Origin of the sequence: Paenibacillus taichungensis, from assembly GCF_047302525.1 — a bacterium.
GTDB lineage: Bacteria > Bacillota > Bacilli > Paenibacillales > Paenibacillaceae > Paenibacillus > Paenibacillus taichungensis_B.
The window spans coordinates 2,150,966-2,166,729 of sequence record NZ_CP168020.1 but is presented as its reverse complement, the minus strand read 5'-3'; the positions used below and the strand labels follow the sequence as shown (position 1 = coordinate 2,166,729).

Genomic DNA, 15,764 nt, shown 5'->3' with positions numbered 1-15,764 from the left:
AACCGCAGTCTGTCCCTTTAGATTATCATTATTCTCTGATGCCGCACAAGAGAATCACTTCTTCCATTTTATCTTGAAAAAAGAGATTACAGACTGAACGCAAGTTGACGGCTCTCCTGATCACATCTTGCGATTTCCTCCAGATCAGGCTCGTCCACATTGCGGTGTGCTTCCAGCACAGAAGCAATAATATCCTCTATTTTAAGGAACGAAATCTCTTTACGCAAGAAACGCGCTACGGCAACCTCGTTGGCTGCATTAAACGCCGTTGTTGCGGTTCCCCCCATTTTACCACACTCGTATGCCATTCTTAAACAAGGGAACCGTTCCATATCCATCTCACGAAAATGCAGCTTGCCCGCTTGTGCTAGGGATAGACGTTGTGCAGGTGATGGCAAGCGGTCTGGATAGGTCAGTGCATACTGAATCGGAACGCGCATGTCCGGATTGCCAAGCTGCGCAATAATGCTAGTATCATTGAACTCCACGTAGGAATGAATGATGCTCTCCGGGTGAAGCAATACATCAACCTGATCATAACTTAGTCCAAAAAGCCAATGCGCTTCAATAACTTCCAGTCCTTTATTCACCATCGTTGCTGAGTCTATCGTGATCTTCGATCCCATGGACCAATTCGGATGTTTGAGTGCATCTTCTACGGTAACTTCCTTCAGCTGTTCACGAGTCAGATCACGGAATGATCCTCCAGAGGCCGTAAGCGTAATTCCCATCACTCGTCCACGAGGTTCTCCATTCAAGCATTGGAAGATAGCCGAGTGCTCACTATCCACAGGCAGAATCGGTACCCCTTTCGCTGCCGCTCTGGCAGTAACAATGTGTCCCGCTGTAATTAGCGTCTCTTTGTTAGCCAGCCCGATCTGTTTGCCTGCATCAATAGCAGCCAGGGTCGACTCAAGCCCAACACTCCCCATTACAGCAGTAACAACCGTATCTGCATCCGTTCCGGCAGCAACTTCCACTAGTCCTTCTTTGCCATAAAAGAGCTGTGTTTCGACAGGTAAGTGCGGTGCCACGGTCTCTGCTAGCTCTTTTGAGCCAACTGATACCTTTTTGGGTCGATAACGCTTCGCTTGCTCAATCAGCAGCTCTATATTGCTCCCAGCAGCCAGTCCCTCTACTTGAAAGCGTTCGGGATGCATATCGACTACATCCAGTGTCTGAGTTCCAATGGAACCGGTTGACCCGAGAATCGCAATTTTTTTCATGCTGCACCTCATCTTTATTTATCCAATGCCTATGACGAATAGTTCGTCATATGGCTTGTGCTCATTTTTAATAGGGCAGAAGCATTAGTATATGTACGAATGGAAAAACGACAATCCAGCTGTCGCATCGATCCAGAATACCGCCATGCCCCGGGAGCAAAGTGCCGGAATCTTTGATGTTATACACACGTTTGTAAGCAGATTGAATCAGATCTCCCATTTGTCCTACAACCGCGCATGCAATCCCAATCCATACCGCTCTTTGCCAAGACAACAAGCCGTCTGACACCAGTGCAAAAACAACAGAAGTGACTACCGCGATCACAATACCACCCAGTGCACCTTCCACCGTTTTGTTAGGACTGATCGACGGCCAAAGTTTGTTCTTCCCGATAAGTTTCCCTACAAAATAGGCACCTGCATCACTTGCCCATATGGAGCCCAAAAGCAGAAACGTCCAGAACAACCCATGATGCAAATGTCTGGATTCTGCGATGTAATAAAAACCGATTCCAATATACATTACTCCAAGAAAGAGCATGGCAACAGTGTTTACAGGAATCTTGTTTTTAGTTACCACAGAGGCCGTCATTAATACAAGCATCACAAGCCATCCGATCTGGAATAACGTTAGTGGTCTGGCTTCCCAAACCATTTCCCAAGGAAACACAATCGCAAAGATACCTGCATAACCGATTAGGGCTACACCTGAAAAAGGCTGTACCCCGGTCATTTTCACAAATTCATAATAACCGATGAGAGCCATAAGCAATACCAAGCCATGGTACCAGGGTCCGCCCAGCATGCAAAAACCCAAAAACAACACACCTGCTATGATTCCTGTCGTTAATCGCTGTTTCAACGGCTTCATCCTCCATCTATTTCAAACCGCCGTAACGCCTTGTTCTGCGCTGATATTCGGCTACTGCTTCAAGCAAATGCTTTTTGCCAAATTCGGGCCAGTATATATCCGTAAACCATAATTCGCTATAAGCAAGCTGCCAAAGCATGAAATTGCTTAATCTCAACTCTCCGCTCGTCCGGATCAGCAAATCCGGATCAGGCATATCCCCAGTGAGCATATGTCTGTCAATGAGTTCAGGCGTAATGTCGTCTGCCGATAGTTCCCCCGACTTTACCTGCAGAGCGATCTGTTTGACACAGTCCGTCATTTCGCGACGACTTCCGTAATTCATTGCAAAATTCAAAACAAGCCCTGTGTTATGTTCCGTAAGACGAATAGCTTCACGCAAAGCATTAATGGTATGGGAAGGCAAGTGCTCCTCCTGGCCCATCATACGGATGCGTACATTTTTTTCTATAAGCTCATCCAGCTCTATCGCCAAAAATTCCTGCGGAAGCCGCATCAGAAAATCAACTTCTTCTTTTGGACGCGTCCAGTTTTCTGTCGAAAAAGCGTACATCGTCAGATATTTGATGCCCAGTTCATCCGCCGCGATGGTCGCACGTTTGACCGCCTTCATCCCATTCTGGTGGCCAGCTATTCGTGGGAGACCCAAACGTTTCGCCCATCGTCCATTGCCGTCCATAATGATGGCGACGTGCTGCGGGATATTATCCTCGGATATAGTCAGCGTTTCCTGCTTGTCAGCCCCATTCCACCACGACCGAACCCGTTTGATCATTCCTGTTCCTCCAAAATCCCTGAAGTTTCTTCACCTGAAGCTTGGAAAAAGAGACAAAACCCCACCGTATTGGAGGGGCTGCGCTTGTCTTACACTTCCATGATTTCTTTTTCTTTGGCAGCGAGTACCTTATCGACTTCAGCAATAAACTTGTCGGTCGATTTTTGGATGTCGTCTTGATGTCTCCGGGACTCGTCCTCGGAAATGTCTGACTTCTCCATTTTTTTAATATCATCATTCGCATCACGGCGAATATTACGAATGGCTACTTTGCCTTCTTCACCGAACTTTTTCGTCAACTTCACCAGTTCTGATCTGCGTTCTTCCGTAAGTGCTGGAATGGACAGACGAATCATAGTTCCGTCGTTCGCTGGCGTAAGGCCAAGATCGGATTTCATAATCGCACGCTCAATGTCCCCCATAGAGGATTTATCCCACGGCTGGATCATCAGTGTCCGGGAATCCGGTGTACTGATATTAGCCAATTGGTTGAGCGGAGTCATTGCACCGTAATACTCCACTTGAATCCGGTCGAGAAGAGCCGGAGTTGCACGACCTGCACGCAAAGTGGCAAGATCACGTCGTAACGCTTGAATCGCTTTATCCATACGTTCTTCGGCATGTTTTTTAACCGCTTGTGGCATTAATCTACACTCCCTTTAACGATTGTCCCGATGCGTTCACCAAGAACAACACGTTTGATGTTACCTTGTTCCGTAATGGCAAATACGATCAACGGAATGTTGTTGTCCTTACAAAGTGAGGACGCCGTTGAGTCCATTACACCAAGATCTTTGTTAAGTATATCCATGTAAGTCAACTGATCAAACTTGACAGCGGTGCTGTCTTTAAACGGATCTGCTGAGTATACACCATCAACTTTATTTTTGGCCATCAAGATGACTTCTGCTTCGATCTCCGCTGCGCGCAGTGCTGCTGTTGTATCGGTGGAGAAGAACGGGTTACCTGTACCTGCTGCAAAAATAACGACCCGGCCTTTCTCCAGATGACGAATAGCTCTACGACGAATATAAGGCTCTGCAATTTGTTGCATGGCAATCGATGTCTGTACGCGTGTAGGCACTTCAATCTGTTCCAGTGCATCTTGCAGTGCGAGCGAGTTCATAACCGTCGCCAGCATCCCCATATAATCCGCAGTCGCTCTGTCGATGCCGTTTTCGCTACCGGCAATTCCACGCCAGATGTTTCCGCCGCCACATACGATAGCAACCTGTACACCTAGTTCAACTACTTCTTTTACTTGCTGGGCAATCGACGAGATCGTCTCTGCATCAATACCGTAGCCGTTTTGACCGGAAAGAGACTCTCCGCTGACCTTTAAGACAACACGTTTAAATACTGGCTGTTCCAATTATTCACCCTCCACTTTGAATTGAACACCCTCGGCGTTCAACCAACAAAACTTCTCGCGCATGGCCTCCTGCTTAAAAAGAAAGGAACACAGTTGTGTTCCGCTCTTTTAGGAAAAACGTTCAACCGGTAAGGCATTGTTTTCCTAGGATATAAGGGAGTAGCGCTTCGAAGTTTCATCATTCTTATATCTTCGAAAATCATTCTTGCTTGCCGGTTTGAAAACCGTCTTATTTGTTTACTTGGGACATTACTTCTTCTACGAAGTTGTCTACTTTTTTCTCAAGACCTTCACCCAGTTCGTAACGAACGAAACGACGGATGGAGATGTTTTCACCGATTTGGCTAACTTTTTCGTTCAACAGTTGGGAGATCGTTTTGTCTGGATCTTTAACAAAAGGTTGCTCCAACAGGCAGAACTCTTCGTAATACTTACCGATACGGCCTTCAACCATTTTCTCAACGATTTTTTCTGGTTTTCCTTCGTTCAGAGCTTGAGCTTTCAAGATTTCTTTCTCTTTTTCCAGTTCTTCAGTGGAAACTTCTTCACGAGTAACAAATTTCGGGTTCGCTGCTGCGATTTGCATAGCGATGTCCTTAACGAACTCTTTGAATTGGTCTGTTTTACCAACGAAGTCAGTTTCACAGTTAACTTCTACCAGTACACCAATACGGCCACCAGCGTGGATATAAGATTCTACAACGCCTTCAGTTGCTGCACGGCCAGCTTTGCTTGCTGCTGCTGAAAGACCTTTTTCACGAAGCAATTCAGCTGCTTTCGTGATGTCACCGTTTGCTTCTTCCAGTGCTTTTTTGCAATCGAGCATACCTGCGCCCGTTTTTTCACGGAGTTCTTTTACTGCACTCGCATTAACTGCCATTATTAATTCCCTCCAAAATAAGTAATTGTACGTACACTCTAAAAAAAGGGCAGTGAGAGGTTATCCACCTACCAACCACCCTTTTCATTTAATTTATTAGATATGTTCGAATCTATTAAGCGGAAGTTTCTTCGCCTTGGTTAGCTTCGATAACGGCATCAGCCATTTTACCTGTCAACAGCTTAACGGCGCGGATTGCGTCGTCGTTACCCGGGATAACATAATCGATCTCATCCGGATCGCAGTTAGTATCAACGATACCTACAATTGGGATACCCAATTTGCGAGCTTCCGCAACAGCGATACGCTCTTTGCGTGGATCGATGATGAACAGGGCGCTTGGCAGGCCTTTCATATTTTTAATACCGCCGAGGAATTTCTCCAGACGATCTTTCTCTTTGCGAAGCAAGATTACTTCTTTTTTAGGCAATACAGCGAAAGTACCGTCTTCTTCCCAAGCTTCCAACTGTTTCAAACGATCAATACGTTTTTGAATAGTTGAGAAGTTAGTCAGGGTACCGCCGAGCCAACGTTGGTTAATGTAGAATTGACCAGCGCGTTCAGCTTCTTCTTTAACGGAATCTTGAGCTTGTTTCTTAGTACCCACGAAAAGAATTTTACCATTCTCTCCTGCGATTCCTTTAACGAAGTTGTAAGCCTCTTCGACTTTTTTCACTGTCTTTTGCAAGTCAATGATATAAATTCCGTTTCTTTCAGTGAAGATATAACGATCCATTTTTGGGTTCCAACGACGAGTTTGGTGACCGAAGTGTACCCCAGCTTCGAGAAGCTGCTTCATGGAGATTACTGCCATCTTCACACACCTCCTAATATGGTTTTATTGTGTCCTCCGCCGGCATCATTTTTCGCCAAGACTCTCCATCAGGAAAGCACCCTCAACAAAATTAGCACATGCGTGTGTTTTAACACCGTTATCTAATATAGCATAACTGATTGCCTGATGCAACAGTCTTTCAAAGCAAATTTCCGTTCCTTCATAGCGACACAAAACTTGTCATTATTTACACAAAAAAAACCGCCCTGCCTGAGCGCACTCAGTTTGGCGGTTCTTTTGTAATCTTGGCAATAATGGATTTGAAACTTTCGCCTTTTTCCAAGTCATAGGTGCCGACTTGTATTTTAGTATTAATTCGCTCTGCTCTGCCCGCCTTTATAAAAGCTTGCGCGCTATCGACAATACCGGCTTTCTCCAAATTCCCCGCCACAATGGCCAGACTGTTGCCTGAACGTACTTTGAACGATACAGTAGCCGCAGTTTCGGGACTGTTAGGAGTTGACGGTTCGGTCGTCTTTGGCTGATCGACTTCGTCCTGTTTGTCGCTTTCATTGGTGACAGGTTGCTTTGGATCGTCAGGTTGCTCCGGTTTCACAGCCGATTCTGCCGCTTCAGGTGCTGTTGCCGTTTTCCCCTGCAGTTCACTGCTTTCTTGTTTCTTCTTCCCTACCCACTCAGCTTCTGTATACAGCTCATCATCAGAAGCTACAAGCTTCATATCCATGCTCTTCGCGACCGCTTCCAACTGTTCCTTTGTCAGGTCGGCTGTAGCCAGCTCCGGGTCGAGATTACTCTCAGACAATGCGTTTTGTCCAACCGTTGCAAGCTGCAACAATACCGCACCAACAATCATGCCACTTCCAAGTCCAATCCATAAGGAGCGCTTGTCCATCTGTTAGCTCTCCTCCCGTTCTGCCAGCTGTAAAATTAGCTGTACTTCTCCACGTTGTATGCCCGTTTGCTTGGCAATGGCATCCACTGACTTTCCTTCAGCATATAAATTAAACAGCTCTGCATATCGGTCCTTAATGGATTCACGTGCCGGCTTAGATTCTTGTTCAGCGGCCTGCTGTTCTGCTTCTGACACCTGTTGGGCCGAATCTGCTCGCACACTGTCTACAAGTGCCTGAGCTTGCAATCCGCTTGCGCTATGTAGCGGAATTATATTGGAGGGTATATCTGTTTCAGTCGTTTTACTTTCTTCCAGTTGATCCAGCCTCCGCTGTAATTCCTGAAGCTGCGATTGCATACGTTGATCTGCCGCCGTCGCCTCACCCTTCATCTCAGCAACACGCTGAATGAGAGCATCATTATCGTTTTCTATCTCAGCCATATAATGTTCAAGCGTAGATTCCATCTCTTGCACCAGGTGATGCCCAGGCTCCTGCACTTTGTTTTTCTTGGGCATGATAAGCGCATATGCAATTGCGCAGGCTCCTAATATGACAATAATGATCCATGGTGACAAATTGGGTTCTCTCCTTTTAATGCAACCATCGGTGCTCAAGACTACATGTGAGTCACATATCATCCATTACAACGACAGGTCAATATGTTTACCTTTGTATGGATGCTCAGCAGGCTTGACAGTTTCCAGCGCTGAAATAGTTTCATTTTCGTTGGAGCTGCTCTGCTGCTCTTTGTTTCTAGATTGACCATCGCGTACATCTGTGTGCGCTGTTTCATCCAGCGCCTCACTTCGTTGCCTTGCTTCATTTGCTTCTTTGGCCGTTTGTTCCGCTAGCAGGTTCTGGTCAATGACCGGTCTCTGCTGAGCTTCACTCTGATAACGCCCCGCCTCACTTGTTCTAGGTACGGCAATCTGCAACTCAACCGCTTTGAAACTCATACGCTCACCTCACGGTATCGAATGGATTTCTTCATGTGCTTGAATGCTGTACTTATACGAATGGGACCATCGATATATCCCCATCATGATAATAAAAAGATATTCGACTCACCGGATCTTTAATAAATTTGGTGTATCTGCCGATAACTATTCTAGAGCCACCATAAATCATCTTATGAATATCGACGCGAGCCCTGCTTGTATCTTCAAGTACCTTCTCAATTTCAAAGATACGTGTTTTTGTTTCCTCGCTAAGACGAAGGGCAGATTTTTGTGTAGCACTCAGTTTGATTCGCATGGACATTCTATCCGGGCTCAGCTGGCCTGCAGCAGCTAACTGATCCAGTAATGTCAAAGCTTTTTTCGTTTTATCCAAAGCATCCATCTGCTCCCTGGCTTCCTTACGCAAGTCATTCAGCTCATTACGGAGCTTAGGCAATACGCCTACTTCAATGGAAGTCACAGTAGACATGCTGTTGCCGACGACGCGTGCTGAGACGTTTTCACCAGCCTGGATCGACCCGCCAACGATAAGTCCTTTTGTGCCTTCACAGATTACTGCATTACCTGCACGAATCGTGGAATGCATAATACTTTGAGATACAAGGACATTTTCAGCCGCATCGACGTTACCTTCTTGAATAAAGGTACATTTCACGTTATGTCCAGCTTGTATAAGCCCTTTGTTATAACCAATAATACCGCCGGTAATTTCGACAGAGCCACCTGCTTCCAGCTCCGCTCCCTCGACACCTCCGACGACACGTATATCGCCCGCCGCTTTTACTTTAAATCCGGTAAGCACATTGCCGCGAATGACAACTGTACCCACAAAATCGATGTTACCGGTGTTATAATCCACATCGCCATTGATCTCGTATACCGGAAACACATTCAATTTGTTGCCGTCTGTTTTGGTAACCAATCCATCCAGAGCGGCATACATCGCAGATCCATCAGGGTTAACGACAACATTTTTCCCCACTTTGAAGCGTGCTTCTTTCCCTGGACGAAACGGTATTTCTTCACCTGTTACAGCCCTACCCACCGTGCCATCCACAGGAGGAATTCGTTCGGCAATAATTTGACCTGTTCTAACATTGTTTAAGCGAGTCACTTCTTTGTAATCAACTTTTCCGTCCTCTGCCTCCAGAGGGCGCCGTTCATTGGAATCGTCCATGCCCACCAGCACTTTAATAAAGCCATTAGTTCCCGGTACTGGTTTAATACCTTCGGCAATCTTGTATCGATCCTTCACATACCTCTCAGGATGACTCACAAAAACAAGCAACGCTTCGCGCAGCACACCATACTTAATACCCTGACTCGCTATATATTTCTCGAGCTCATCCGGTGTACTGGCAAAACCTTCTTCCTGTTTGGAAAATTCAAGGTAGGCCGTACTTTTATCATCTGATAAAACAATGCTCAAACACTGTTCCAAAACAGTCCGCTGTGTCAATGCATTTCTTCCCCCTTTTAGACTTTCCACTCCCCAATATCCAAGTTTAAAGCTCTCTATTAATATATTAATATATTAATATATTAATCTTTACGCATAAGCAAGTCTTTTTGTTTATCCAGCGTTCCACGTAACCGTAAAATGGCCTTTGAGTGCAGCTGCGAGATACGTGACGGAGAAAGAGACATTACCTCAGCAATTTCACTAAGAGACAGATCTTCATAATATAACAGTGAAACAACTGTTCTCTCTTTGACCGTCAATTTCTCAAGCCCTTGCACCAAAGCTTCTTTTAAATAGAATTCATTTACTTTATAATCCGGGTTTTTGGCTTTTTCGTCGACCATTAATGAGAGTCGAGTCTCAGACTCTTCTTCCCGGATCGGGTCTTCAAGAGAGCAAAGCGACATAACTGCCACTTCCTGAAGCATATGTTGAAAGTCTTTCGTCGACACGTCGAGATACTGACTCATTTCTTCATCACTAACAGAGCGCAAATACGTCTGCTCTAGTTGCTGATAAGCATCTTCAATCCGCTTTGCTTTCTCCCGCACGGAACGAGGCACCCAATCTCCCTGACGCAAACCATCAAGGATCGCACCACGGACCCGCCAGGATGCGTACGTCTCAAATTGCAGACCACGTTCATAGTCAAATTTCTCCAACGCATCAATCAATCCCATGACTCCATTGCTCTCCAGATCATCTTTCGGGACATTTTTGGGCAGACCGACAGCCAAACGCCCGGATACATAGTTTACAATATGAAGATACTTTTCGATCAAACTTTTCTTGGCTTCAAGATCGCCTTGTTCTTTCCACTTTTCCCACAAATCAGCGTGGTTCAAATGTGAAGCTTTACGCTCGTTCAATTGCTTTCACCCTCCTTATTTGTCTGTCAGGTGACGAACGGCCTGCGCCAACTCCTCCGGATCCTTGGTCCGGACAAGTTTAGGCGGATCCAAAGGGGCAAATCCCGTTGGAGCTTTCGTCTCAGATGGTGGAAGGTTCTCCCCAGAGGAGGCGTTCTGTCCATGTTTGAGCAAGTCGTTCAGCTCTTGTCCATCGTCTTCGAGTTTAATGTCCACCTGTGAACCTCTTAGTTCTTCAGCGCCCGGTGAATCATACCCAATTCCCTCTGCCCGAGGGATTAGCAACAATCCCAGTCCCCAGCGTAAACCATAAGCAAGGACAAACCAGGCTACAAAGCCGATTAACCCACGAATTAAACTGGTCATCAACACATTGCTGCTGTATGCTACAAAAAAAGTCAGAATAAATCCGACTATGCCTGCTCCAAGATTAATGCGGTAGTTTCCTATCATGTCTTATAGTTCCTTTACACCCATTTGGACACTTCGAATAGTCAAAAGTCCAGTTTCACAGTCCATTTCAATCGTTCGTCCGTAATTCCCACCGGTATCTTCGGCAAGAAGTGGAACCCCAAGCTTTTCTAACCATTCCCGACAAGAATCCGCATTCCTCGGTCCGATACGCATCGTATCCCCTGCCCCAGCGAAGGCAAACATCTGAGATCCTCCAGCCATTTTGGACACAATACGTGAACGAGATGCACCGAGTTGTATCATTCTTTGTAACAATTCCGGCAATGCCGTGTCCGCATATTTGGCTTTGTTCAAAGTTCCTTCACGAGCAATCTCTGAAGTGGGGAGCATGACATGCGCCATTCCGGCAAGCTTCAAATGCGGATCATACATCGTTAATCCTACACAAGATCCCAAGCCAGTCGTACGGATTACGCCGGGTAGATGAGCAATGTTCAAATCCGCCATACCGACTTTAACGACGCTTTTGTCCTCAATCATGATCCAGTGGCACCCCTAGAGATTCAAATATCTTAGCAAATGAGGGTGGATCCGGAATCAGGAAAAATTGACCCTCTACCTGATCTTCGCCTTCAAAGAAGGAAGTGTCAATCAATAATGCATCGTCGCCCATTTCACCAAACTGCAATAAACCATAACTCAAAATAGCTCCTGCCATATCAATAGCAAGTCCAGGAACGGTCGGATACATAGATAGTTTCGTGAAATCTGCCAAAGAAGAAAGGTATGAACCCGCCAAAATATTCCCGATTTCGGATAGAGCCGATTGTTCCATTTCCGTGAATGCAAGGCCTTCCTTCAGATCAAAACCGGCAAGCCGGTTCAGCAGCATTTTGGCAGCCTCAGGTGCCATCATAAAGAACAGATTGCCTGGTGCTTCGCCTTCAACACGAAGAAATACGGTAACAACAATACGTTCATCTCCGCCCACTTTTTCAGCAACTTCTTCAAAAGGAAGCATCTGTACTGTAGGTACACCCATGTCAATCGGTCTATTGAGAAGCTGAGACAACGCCGTTGCGGCGTTGCCTGCTCCAATGTTACCGACCTCTTTGAGCACATCCATTTGGAATCCCTCAAATCGGTTGAACAGTTCCACGGTGTTAGCCCTCGATACTTTCCAGCTGTACAACCTCGCTTTTATTTAATACTTCGTTCAGGTTAAGCATAATCAACAAGCGCGCATCCTCCAGCTTAGCTACACCGCGCAGGTATCTTGCTTTAACTCCACCTACCACTTCAGGCGGACTATCAATAGCGTCACGCTTGATGTCAATAACATCATTGGCAGAGTCAACGATAAAGCCCACTTGCATATCGTCCACACCTACAATGACAATACGAGTTTGATCGGTGTATTCTGTTTCTGGCAAAGAGAATCGACCACGTAGATCAATGACAGGAATAACAACACCGCGTAAGTTAATAACTCCTTTTACAAAAGAGAAGGTCTTAGGAACACGGGTAATAGGCATCATACGCTCAATCGTCTGAACCTTGTCTACTTCAATACCGTACTCTTCGGAACCTAATTTAAAGACAATGACTTTCAACTCTTCTTCCATGGAAAAAACCTCCCTATTAAATGTAAGACTTATCTTATGTGCTTATTTAATAAATGCATTAGGGTCAAGAATCAGAGCTACTTGTCCATCTCCCAAAATCGTTGCACCAGAGATCCCTTCAATGGAAGGAAGATAAGTACCCATCGATTTAAGAACAATCTCACTCTGTCCAATAAATTCTTCAACGGCTACAGCTGCAAGACGTTCACCTTTGCGAATGACCACGATTTCAGTTTCCTGTTCGTCCGCATCATTGAAATCAGGCACTCCAAAAACTTCGCTCAATGACAGGTACGGAATTAGAGACTCCCGGAACGTAATCATTTTATTGCCATGAATGTTGCGAACCTGTTCGCGCTGTACAATGGCTGTTTCCACAATGGAAGACAAAGGAACGGCGTATTTCTCGGATCCAAGTCGAACAAGCATCGCAGCGATAATGGACAGGGTCAATGGTAACTGAACAGAGAAGTTGGTTCCTTTACCCGGTGTCGAATGAATGGTTACATTACCACCAAGAGAAGTGATTTTGGATTTCACAACATCCAAACCTACTCCACGGCCGGAAATATCCGAGATTTTATCAGCGGTACTGAAGCCTGGTGCAAACAACAGCTGGTTCACTTCATCATCGCTCATCTTGGCACCTTGTTCTTCGGTAACAACTCCACGTTTGACCGCTGTTCTCAAAAGGTTATCGCGGTAAATGCCTTTACCGTCATCTTCGATTTCGATAAATACATGATTTCCGCTGTGGAAAGCCCGAAGATTAACTGTTCCCAATTCAGGTTTACCTGCTGCCACACGTTCTGCGATCGATTCAACACCATGGTCAACTGCATTACGCAGCAAATGCACCAGTGGATCGCCGATCTCATCAATTACCGTCCGATCAAGTTCCGTTTCGGCACCCGTAATGACCAGATCAATCTTTTTGTCGAGTGTTTTAGCCAGGTCACGAATCATACGCGGGAAACGGTTGAATACCGTATCCACAGGAACCATCCGCAATTTCAGTACAATATTTTGCAAATCTGTACTGACTCTACTCAGATGAGCTACCGTATCTGATAAATCATTATTACCCGTCTCGCTGGCCAACTGCTCCAGTCGTGAACGATCGATCAGTAACTCGCTGAACAAGTTCATCAGTACATCCAGACGTTCTATATCCACGCGGATGGTACGTGAAGGTGCAGCAGCTTGTTTTGGTGCAGCTGTTTTGGTGGCTATCGGTTTCTTTGGTTCTTCTTTCGATGAAGAACTCGGTTCCGAGGATGCTTCTACTGGAGCAGGAACAGGTGCAGCTTCCACTTCAGCTGTTGCCGCTGCCTGATTGGTCATCTGCTGAAGAGTCTCTTGATCCAGCTGAATGACTTTGGCACTCTCAATTTCAGAGATGCTCATAATGCCTTTTTCAAGTTCCTGCGCCTCTTTGGTCGTTATGTAATACAACGAGAAACTGCGCTCAAACTTCTCTTGCTCGATATCCTGAACTGTTGGGAACGATTTAACAACCTCACCCGAGCGTTCTAATAGATCGAAGACCATATAAGCACGTACGCCCTTCAGCTGGCTCTGCTCGCTGACAAGAACTTCAACATAGAGCACACGGTGGCCTTCGGCTATGGACTGATCCAATACGGAGTACTGGAATTCGTCCAGTTCAACCGCACTTGGTGTCGCTGTACTTGGTGATTGGTTTACTGCGGCTACGGGAGCAGTACCTCCCGTCCATTCACCACTCTCAATTGCTTGGAGAGAAGCTACGATGGAGGAGACATCCGCTTTACCCTCTCCACCTTCGGTAATATCCTGAACCATTGTTTCCAAAGCATCCAAACTCTTGAACAGGGTATCAAAAATGAAATCCTGCATTTTCAACTTTTCGTTGCGCACCAGATCCAGCACATTTTCCATTTTGTGCGTCAATGATGCCAAATCCTCAAAACCCATTGTAGCAGCCATACCCTTCAACGTATGAGCAGAGCGGAATATGACCTGAACAATTCCCAGATCCTCCGGACTGCCTTCGAGTTGAAGCATATTTTCGTTAAGGGACTGCAGATGATCATTAGACTCATCAATAAACATAGATAAATATTGATTCATGTCCATTGTGAGGCACCTCCTCCATGAGTTACACTCCGTTTATTTCACAGCTTGAACAAGTTTAGGCGCAATCTCCTGCAATGGCAGAAGATGACGCACGCATTGCAGCTCTACAGCAGAACGCGGCATACCATACACAACACAAGTTTCTTCATTCTCTGCAAAGGTTGATGTGACACCCGCTTCATACAATTCTTTCATCATACGAGCGCCATCACTGCCCATCCCTGTCAGCAAAACCAGATGTCGTTGCAATGACGTGTACGGCAGCAGCGACTCAAACATCGTATCTACTGAAGGCCTGTGTCCATTGACTGGTTCTTCCTCTGTCAGCTTTATGGTGAACCTTCCATCTGCAGTTTTGTTGACTTTGACATGAAAGCCACCAGGAGCAATATAGGCCGTTCCTTTTCGTAGAACCATGCCTTCCTCAGCTTCAACCACATGCAGTTCACTGAACGTATTCAATCGCTGGGCAAGGGATCGGGTAAAGTTGGGCGGCATATGCTGTACAATAATGACTGGAGCAGGTAAATCACCTGGCAGTTGCTCCAGCAAAGTCTTGAGGGCTCTCGGTCCGCCAGTTGAACAACCAATAGCCACAAGTTTGTTAAATGATCCTTCTGGTCCTCCTGCTCCCTTATGAGACGGAATTACCTTGGCAATATCTTTGGATGGTTCAGCTGAAGCTGCAGCTGTCTCCTGTTCTGCCAATCGAGATATATTGGACAAACGGTTTTCCTTGGGAGGCTGCGTTAGCTTGTTTGGCTTTGCTAGGTTGTCAGTGCTGGCATCCGAAGCTCGATTTGCATCTCTCAAAGGCTCCATCTTTTTGTCCAGACGTCCCGTATTCTGCTTCGTCAGTGGAACAGCAGGTTGCTTCGGTTTTGCTCGTAAGGATTCAGTTTGTCCGCTACCAAGTCGCGTTCCTGGCTGCTGGGCAGGTTCTATTGTTTTCCTCAAAGCACCTTTGCGGTCTTGTAAGGGATGATCAACCTGAACTCGCTGGGACTGTTGCAGCAATTTGCTCTGTGCTTCATCCCGTTTCTTCATCGATGCTTCACGATCGGCTTTTCGCTTAATTTCATCCATAGCTGCTCGCATCCGCTCAACCAGCGCTTTACCTACTTGGGCAATATCCTGATCATGCACAATCGATGGCTTACGAATAAAGTCAAACGCACCGGCCTCGAGCGCCATGATGGTCTCCTTCATGCCTTGTTCATTGATACCCGACAGCATAATCACCGGAACGAAGGATTGCTTCATGATCGATTTTAATGCGTCCAACCCATTCATTTCAGGCATCTCAACGTCCATTGTGATGACATCGGGCTTCAAATCTATTGCTTTTTGAATAGCTTCTTTACCATTTGAGGCTGTTGCCGTAACCTTAAACTCCGAATCTGCTTCAATTAAATCTGAAACAATTTTACGCATAAAAGCGGAATCATCGACAACCAATACTTGATACACCGCCATGTTGTTTCCACCCCTGTTTCCTTTATTC

The 15,764-nt window shown here is 45.9% G+C and carries 18 protein-coding genes; all 18 read right to left on the bottom strand.

Annotated elements, in window-relative coordinates:
* Positions 1-86 precede the first annotated feature (86 nt).
* Entirely contained in the window at positions 87-1,226 is a 1,140-nt protein-coding gene (locus tag ACDJ58_RS10025; RefSeq protein WP_413377522.1) for a 1-deoxy-D-xylulose-5-phosphate reductoisomerase, read from the bottom strand.
* Between the two features lie 67 nt (positions 1,227-1,293).
* Entirely contained in the window at positions 1,294-2,088 is a 795-nt protein-coding gene (locus ACDJ58_RS10020) for a phosphatidate cytidylyltransferase (protein WP_163760910.1), read from the bottom strand.
* A gap of 16 nt (positions 2,089-2,104) precedes the next feature.
* Positions 2,105-2,872: an isoprenyl transferase gene (locus ACDJ58_RS10015; RefSeq protein ID WP_063566384.1), complete on the bottom strand. Its 768-nt coding sequence runs from the start codon at positions 2,870-2,872 to the stop codon at positions 2,105-2,107.
* An 89-nt stretch (positions 2,873-2,961) separates the two neighbouring features.
* The gene (gene frr / locus ACDJ58_RS10010; protein WP_053783820.1) at positions 2,962-3,516 is read right to left on the bottom strand and encodes a ribosome recycling factor; all 555 of its coding nucleotides are present in this window, start codon (positions 3,514-3,516) and stop codon (positions 2,962-2,964) included.
* A complete protein-coding gene (pyrH, locus tag ACDJ58_RS10005; RefSeq protein ID WP_024630245.1) occupies positions 3,516-4,244 on the bottom strand; it encodes a UMP kinase in 729 nt (242 codons plus the stop codon). Before pyrH ends, frr begins: the two co-directional genes overlap by 1 nt.
* A 229-nt stretch (positions 4,245-4,473) precedes the next feature.
* Complete coding sequence (gene tsf / locus ACDJ58_RS10000) at positions 4,474-5,124, bottom strand: translation elongation factor Ts (protein ID WP_413377519.1); 651 nt, start codon at positions 5,122-5,124, stop codon at positions 4,474-4,476.
* A gap of 115 nt (positions 5,125-5,239) precedes the next feature.
* Complete coding sequence (gene rpsB, locus ACDJ58_RS09995) at positions 5,240-5,938, bottom strand: 30S ribosomal protein S2 (protein WP_413377517.1); 699 nt, start codon at positions 5,936-5,938, stop codon at positions 5,240-5,242.
* Between the two features lie 241 nt (positions 5,939-6,179).
* Complete coding sequence (locus ACDJ58_RS09990; protein ID WP_413377515.1) at positions 6,180-6,812, bottom strand: hypothetical protein; 633 nt, start codon at positions 6,810-6,812, stop codon at positions 6,180-6,182.
* A 3-nt stretch (positions 6,813-6,815) separates the two neighbouring features.
* Positions 6,816-7,388: a DUF6115 domain-containing protein gene (locus ACDJ58_RS09985; protein WP_413377513.1), complete on the bottom strand. Its 573-nt coding sequence runs from the start codon at positions 7,386-7,388 to the stop codon at positions 6,816-6,818.
* 66 nt (positions 7,389-7,454) lie between these two features.
* Positions 7,455-7,769 (bottom strand): hypothetical protein, encoded by a 315-nt coding sequence (locus tag ACDJ58_RS09980; RefSeq protein ID WP_413377511.1) that lies wholly within the window; start codon positions 7,767-7,769, stop codon positions 7,455-7,457.
* A 52-nt stretch (positions 7,770-7,821) separates the two neighbouring features.
* Positions 7,822-9,231 carry a DUF342 domain-containing protein gene (locus ACDJ58_RS09975; RefSeq protein WP_413377509.1) on the bottom strand — a complete coding sequence of 470 codons (1,410 nt, stop codon included), beginning with the start codon at positions 9,229-9,231 and terminating at the stop codon, positions 7,822-7,824.
* Between the two features lie 83 nt (positions 9,232-9,314).
* Positions 9,315-10,103: a FliA/WhiG family RNA polymerase sigma factor gene (locus ACDJ58_RS09970; protein ID WP_072732409.1), complete on the bottom strand. Its 789-nt coding sequence runs from the start codon at positions 10,101-10,103 to the stop codon at positions 9,315-9,317.
* Positions 10,104-10,118: 15 nt separating this feature from the next.
* On the bottom strand, positions 10,119-10,556 hold the full coding sequence (locus ACDJ58_RS09965) for a hypothetical protein (protein ID WP_413377506.1): 438 nt from the start codon (positions 10,554-10,556) through the stop codon (positions 10,119-10,121).
* 3 nt (positions 10,557-10,559) lie between these two features.
* Positions 10,560-11,057 carry a chemotaxis protein CheD gene (locus ACDJ58_RS09960; RefSeq protein ID WP_413377504.1) on the bottom strand — a complete coding sequence of 166 codons (498 nt, stop codon included), beginning with the start codon at positions 11,055-11,057 and terminating at the stop codon, positions 10,560-10,562.
* Positions 11,050-11,643 carry a chemotaxis protein CheC gene (locus tag ACDJ58_RS09955; protein WP_090807429.1) on the bottom strand — a complete coding sequence of 198 codons (594 nt, stop codon included), beginning with the start codon at positions 11,641-11,643 and terminating at the stop codon, positions 11,050-11,052. Before ACDJ58_RS09955 ends, ACDJ58_RS09960 begins: the two co-directional genes overlap by 8 nt.
* Positions 11,644-11,680: 37 nt before the next feature.
* Positions 11,681-12,142 (bottom strand): chemotaxis protein CheW, encoded by a 462-nt coding sequence (locus tag ACDJ58_RS09950; RefSeq protein WP_063566392.1) that lies wholly within the window; start codon positions 12,140-12,142, stop codon positions 11,681-11,683.
* A gap of 42 nt (positions 12,143-12,184) precedes the next feature.
* On the bottom strand, positions 12,185-14,260 hold the full coding sequence (locus ACDJ58_RS09945; RefSeq protein ID WP_413377502.1) for a chemotaxis protein CheW: 2,076 nt from the start codon (positions 14,258-14,260) through the stop codon (positions 12,185-12,187).
* Positions 14,261-14,293: 33 nt separating this feature from the next.
* On the bottom strand, positions 14,294-15,736 hold the full coding sequence (locus tag ACDJ58_RS09940) for a protein-glutamate methylesterase/protein-glutamine glutaminase (protein WP_413377500.1): 1,443 nt from the start codon (positions 15,734-15,736) through the stop codon (positions 14,294-14,296).
* Between the last annotated feature and the right edge of the window lie 28 nt (positions 15,737-15,764).

Bases quoted from the DNA above. Each gene is read 5' to 3' on its own strand.
- ACDJ58_RS09940 (WP_413377500.1), bottom strand. From the start codon at position 15,736: ATGGCGGTGTATCAAGTATTGGTTGTCGATGATTCCGCTTTTATGCGT.
- ACDJ58_RS10015 (WP_063566384.1), bottom strand. From the start codon at position 2,872: ATGATCAAACGGGTTCGGTCGTGGTGGAATGGGGCTGACAAGCAGGAA.
- ACDJ58_RS09945 (WP_413377502.1), bottom strand. From the start codon at position 14,260: ATGGACATGAATCAATATTTATCTATGTTTATTGATGAGTCTAATGAT.
- ACDJ58_RS10025 (WP_413377522.1), bottom strand. From the start codon at position 1,226: ATGAAAAAAATTGCGATTCTCGGGTCAACCGGTTCCATTGGAACTCAG.
- tsf (WP_413377519.1), bottom strand. From the start codon at position 5,124: ATGGCAGTTAATGCGAGTGCAGTAAAAGAACTCCGTGAAAAAACGGGC.
- rpsB (WP_413377517.1), bottom strand. From the start codon at position 5,938: ATGGCAGTAATCTCCATGAAGCAGCTTCTCGAAGCTGGGGTACACTTC.
- ACDJ58_RS09965 (WP_413377506.1), bottom strand. From the start codon at position 10,556: ATGATAGGAAACTACCGCATTAATCTTGGAGCAGGCATAGTCGGATTT.
- ACDJ58_RS09980 (WP_413377511.1), bottom strand. From the start codon at position 7,769: ATGAGTTTCAAAGCGGTTGAGTTGCAGATTGCCGTACCTAGAACAAGT.
- ACDJ58_RS09960 (WP_413377504.1), bottom strand. From the start codon at position 11,057: ATGATTGAGGACAAAAGCGTCGTTAAAGTCGGTATGGCGGATTTGAAC.
- ACDJ58_RS09950 (WP_063566392.1), bottom strand. From the start codon at position 12,142: ATGGAAGAAGAGTTGAAAGTCATTGTCTTTAAATTAGGTTCCGAAGAG.
- ACDJ58_RS09990 (WP_413377515.1), bottom strand. From the start codon at position 6,812: ATGGACAAGCGCTCCTTATGGATTGGACTTGGAAGTGGCATGATTGTT.
- ACDJ58_RS09955 (WP_090807429.1), bottom strand. From the start codon at position 11,643: ATGGATGTGCTCAAAGAGGTCGGTAACATTGGAGCAGGCAACGCCGCA.
- frr (WP_053783820.1), bottom strand. From the start codon at position 3,516: ATGCCACAAGCGGTTAAAAAACATGCCGAAGAACGTATGGATAAAGCG.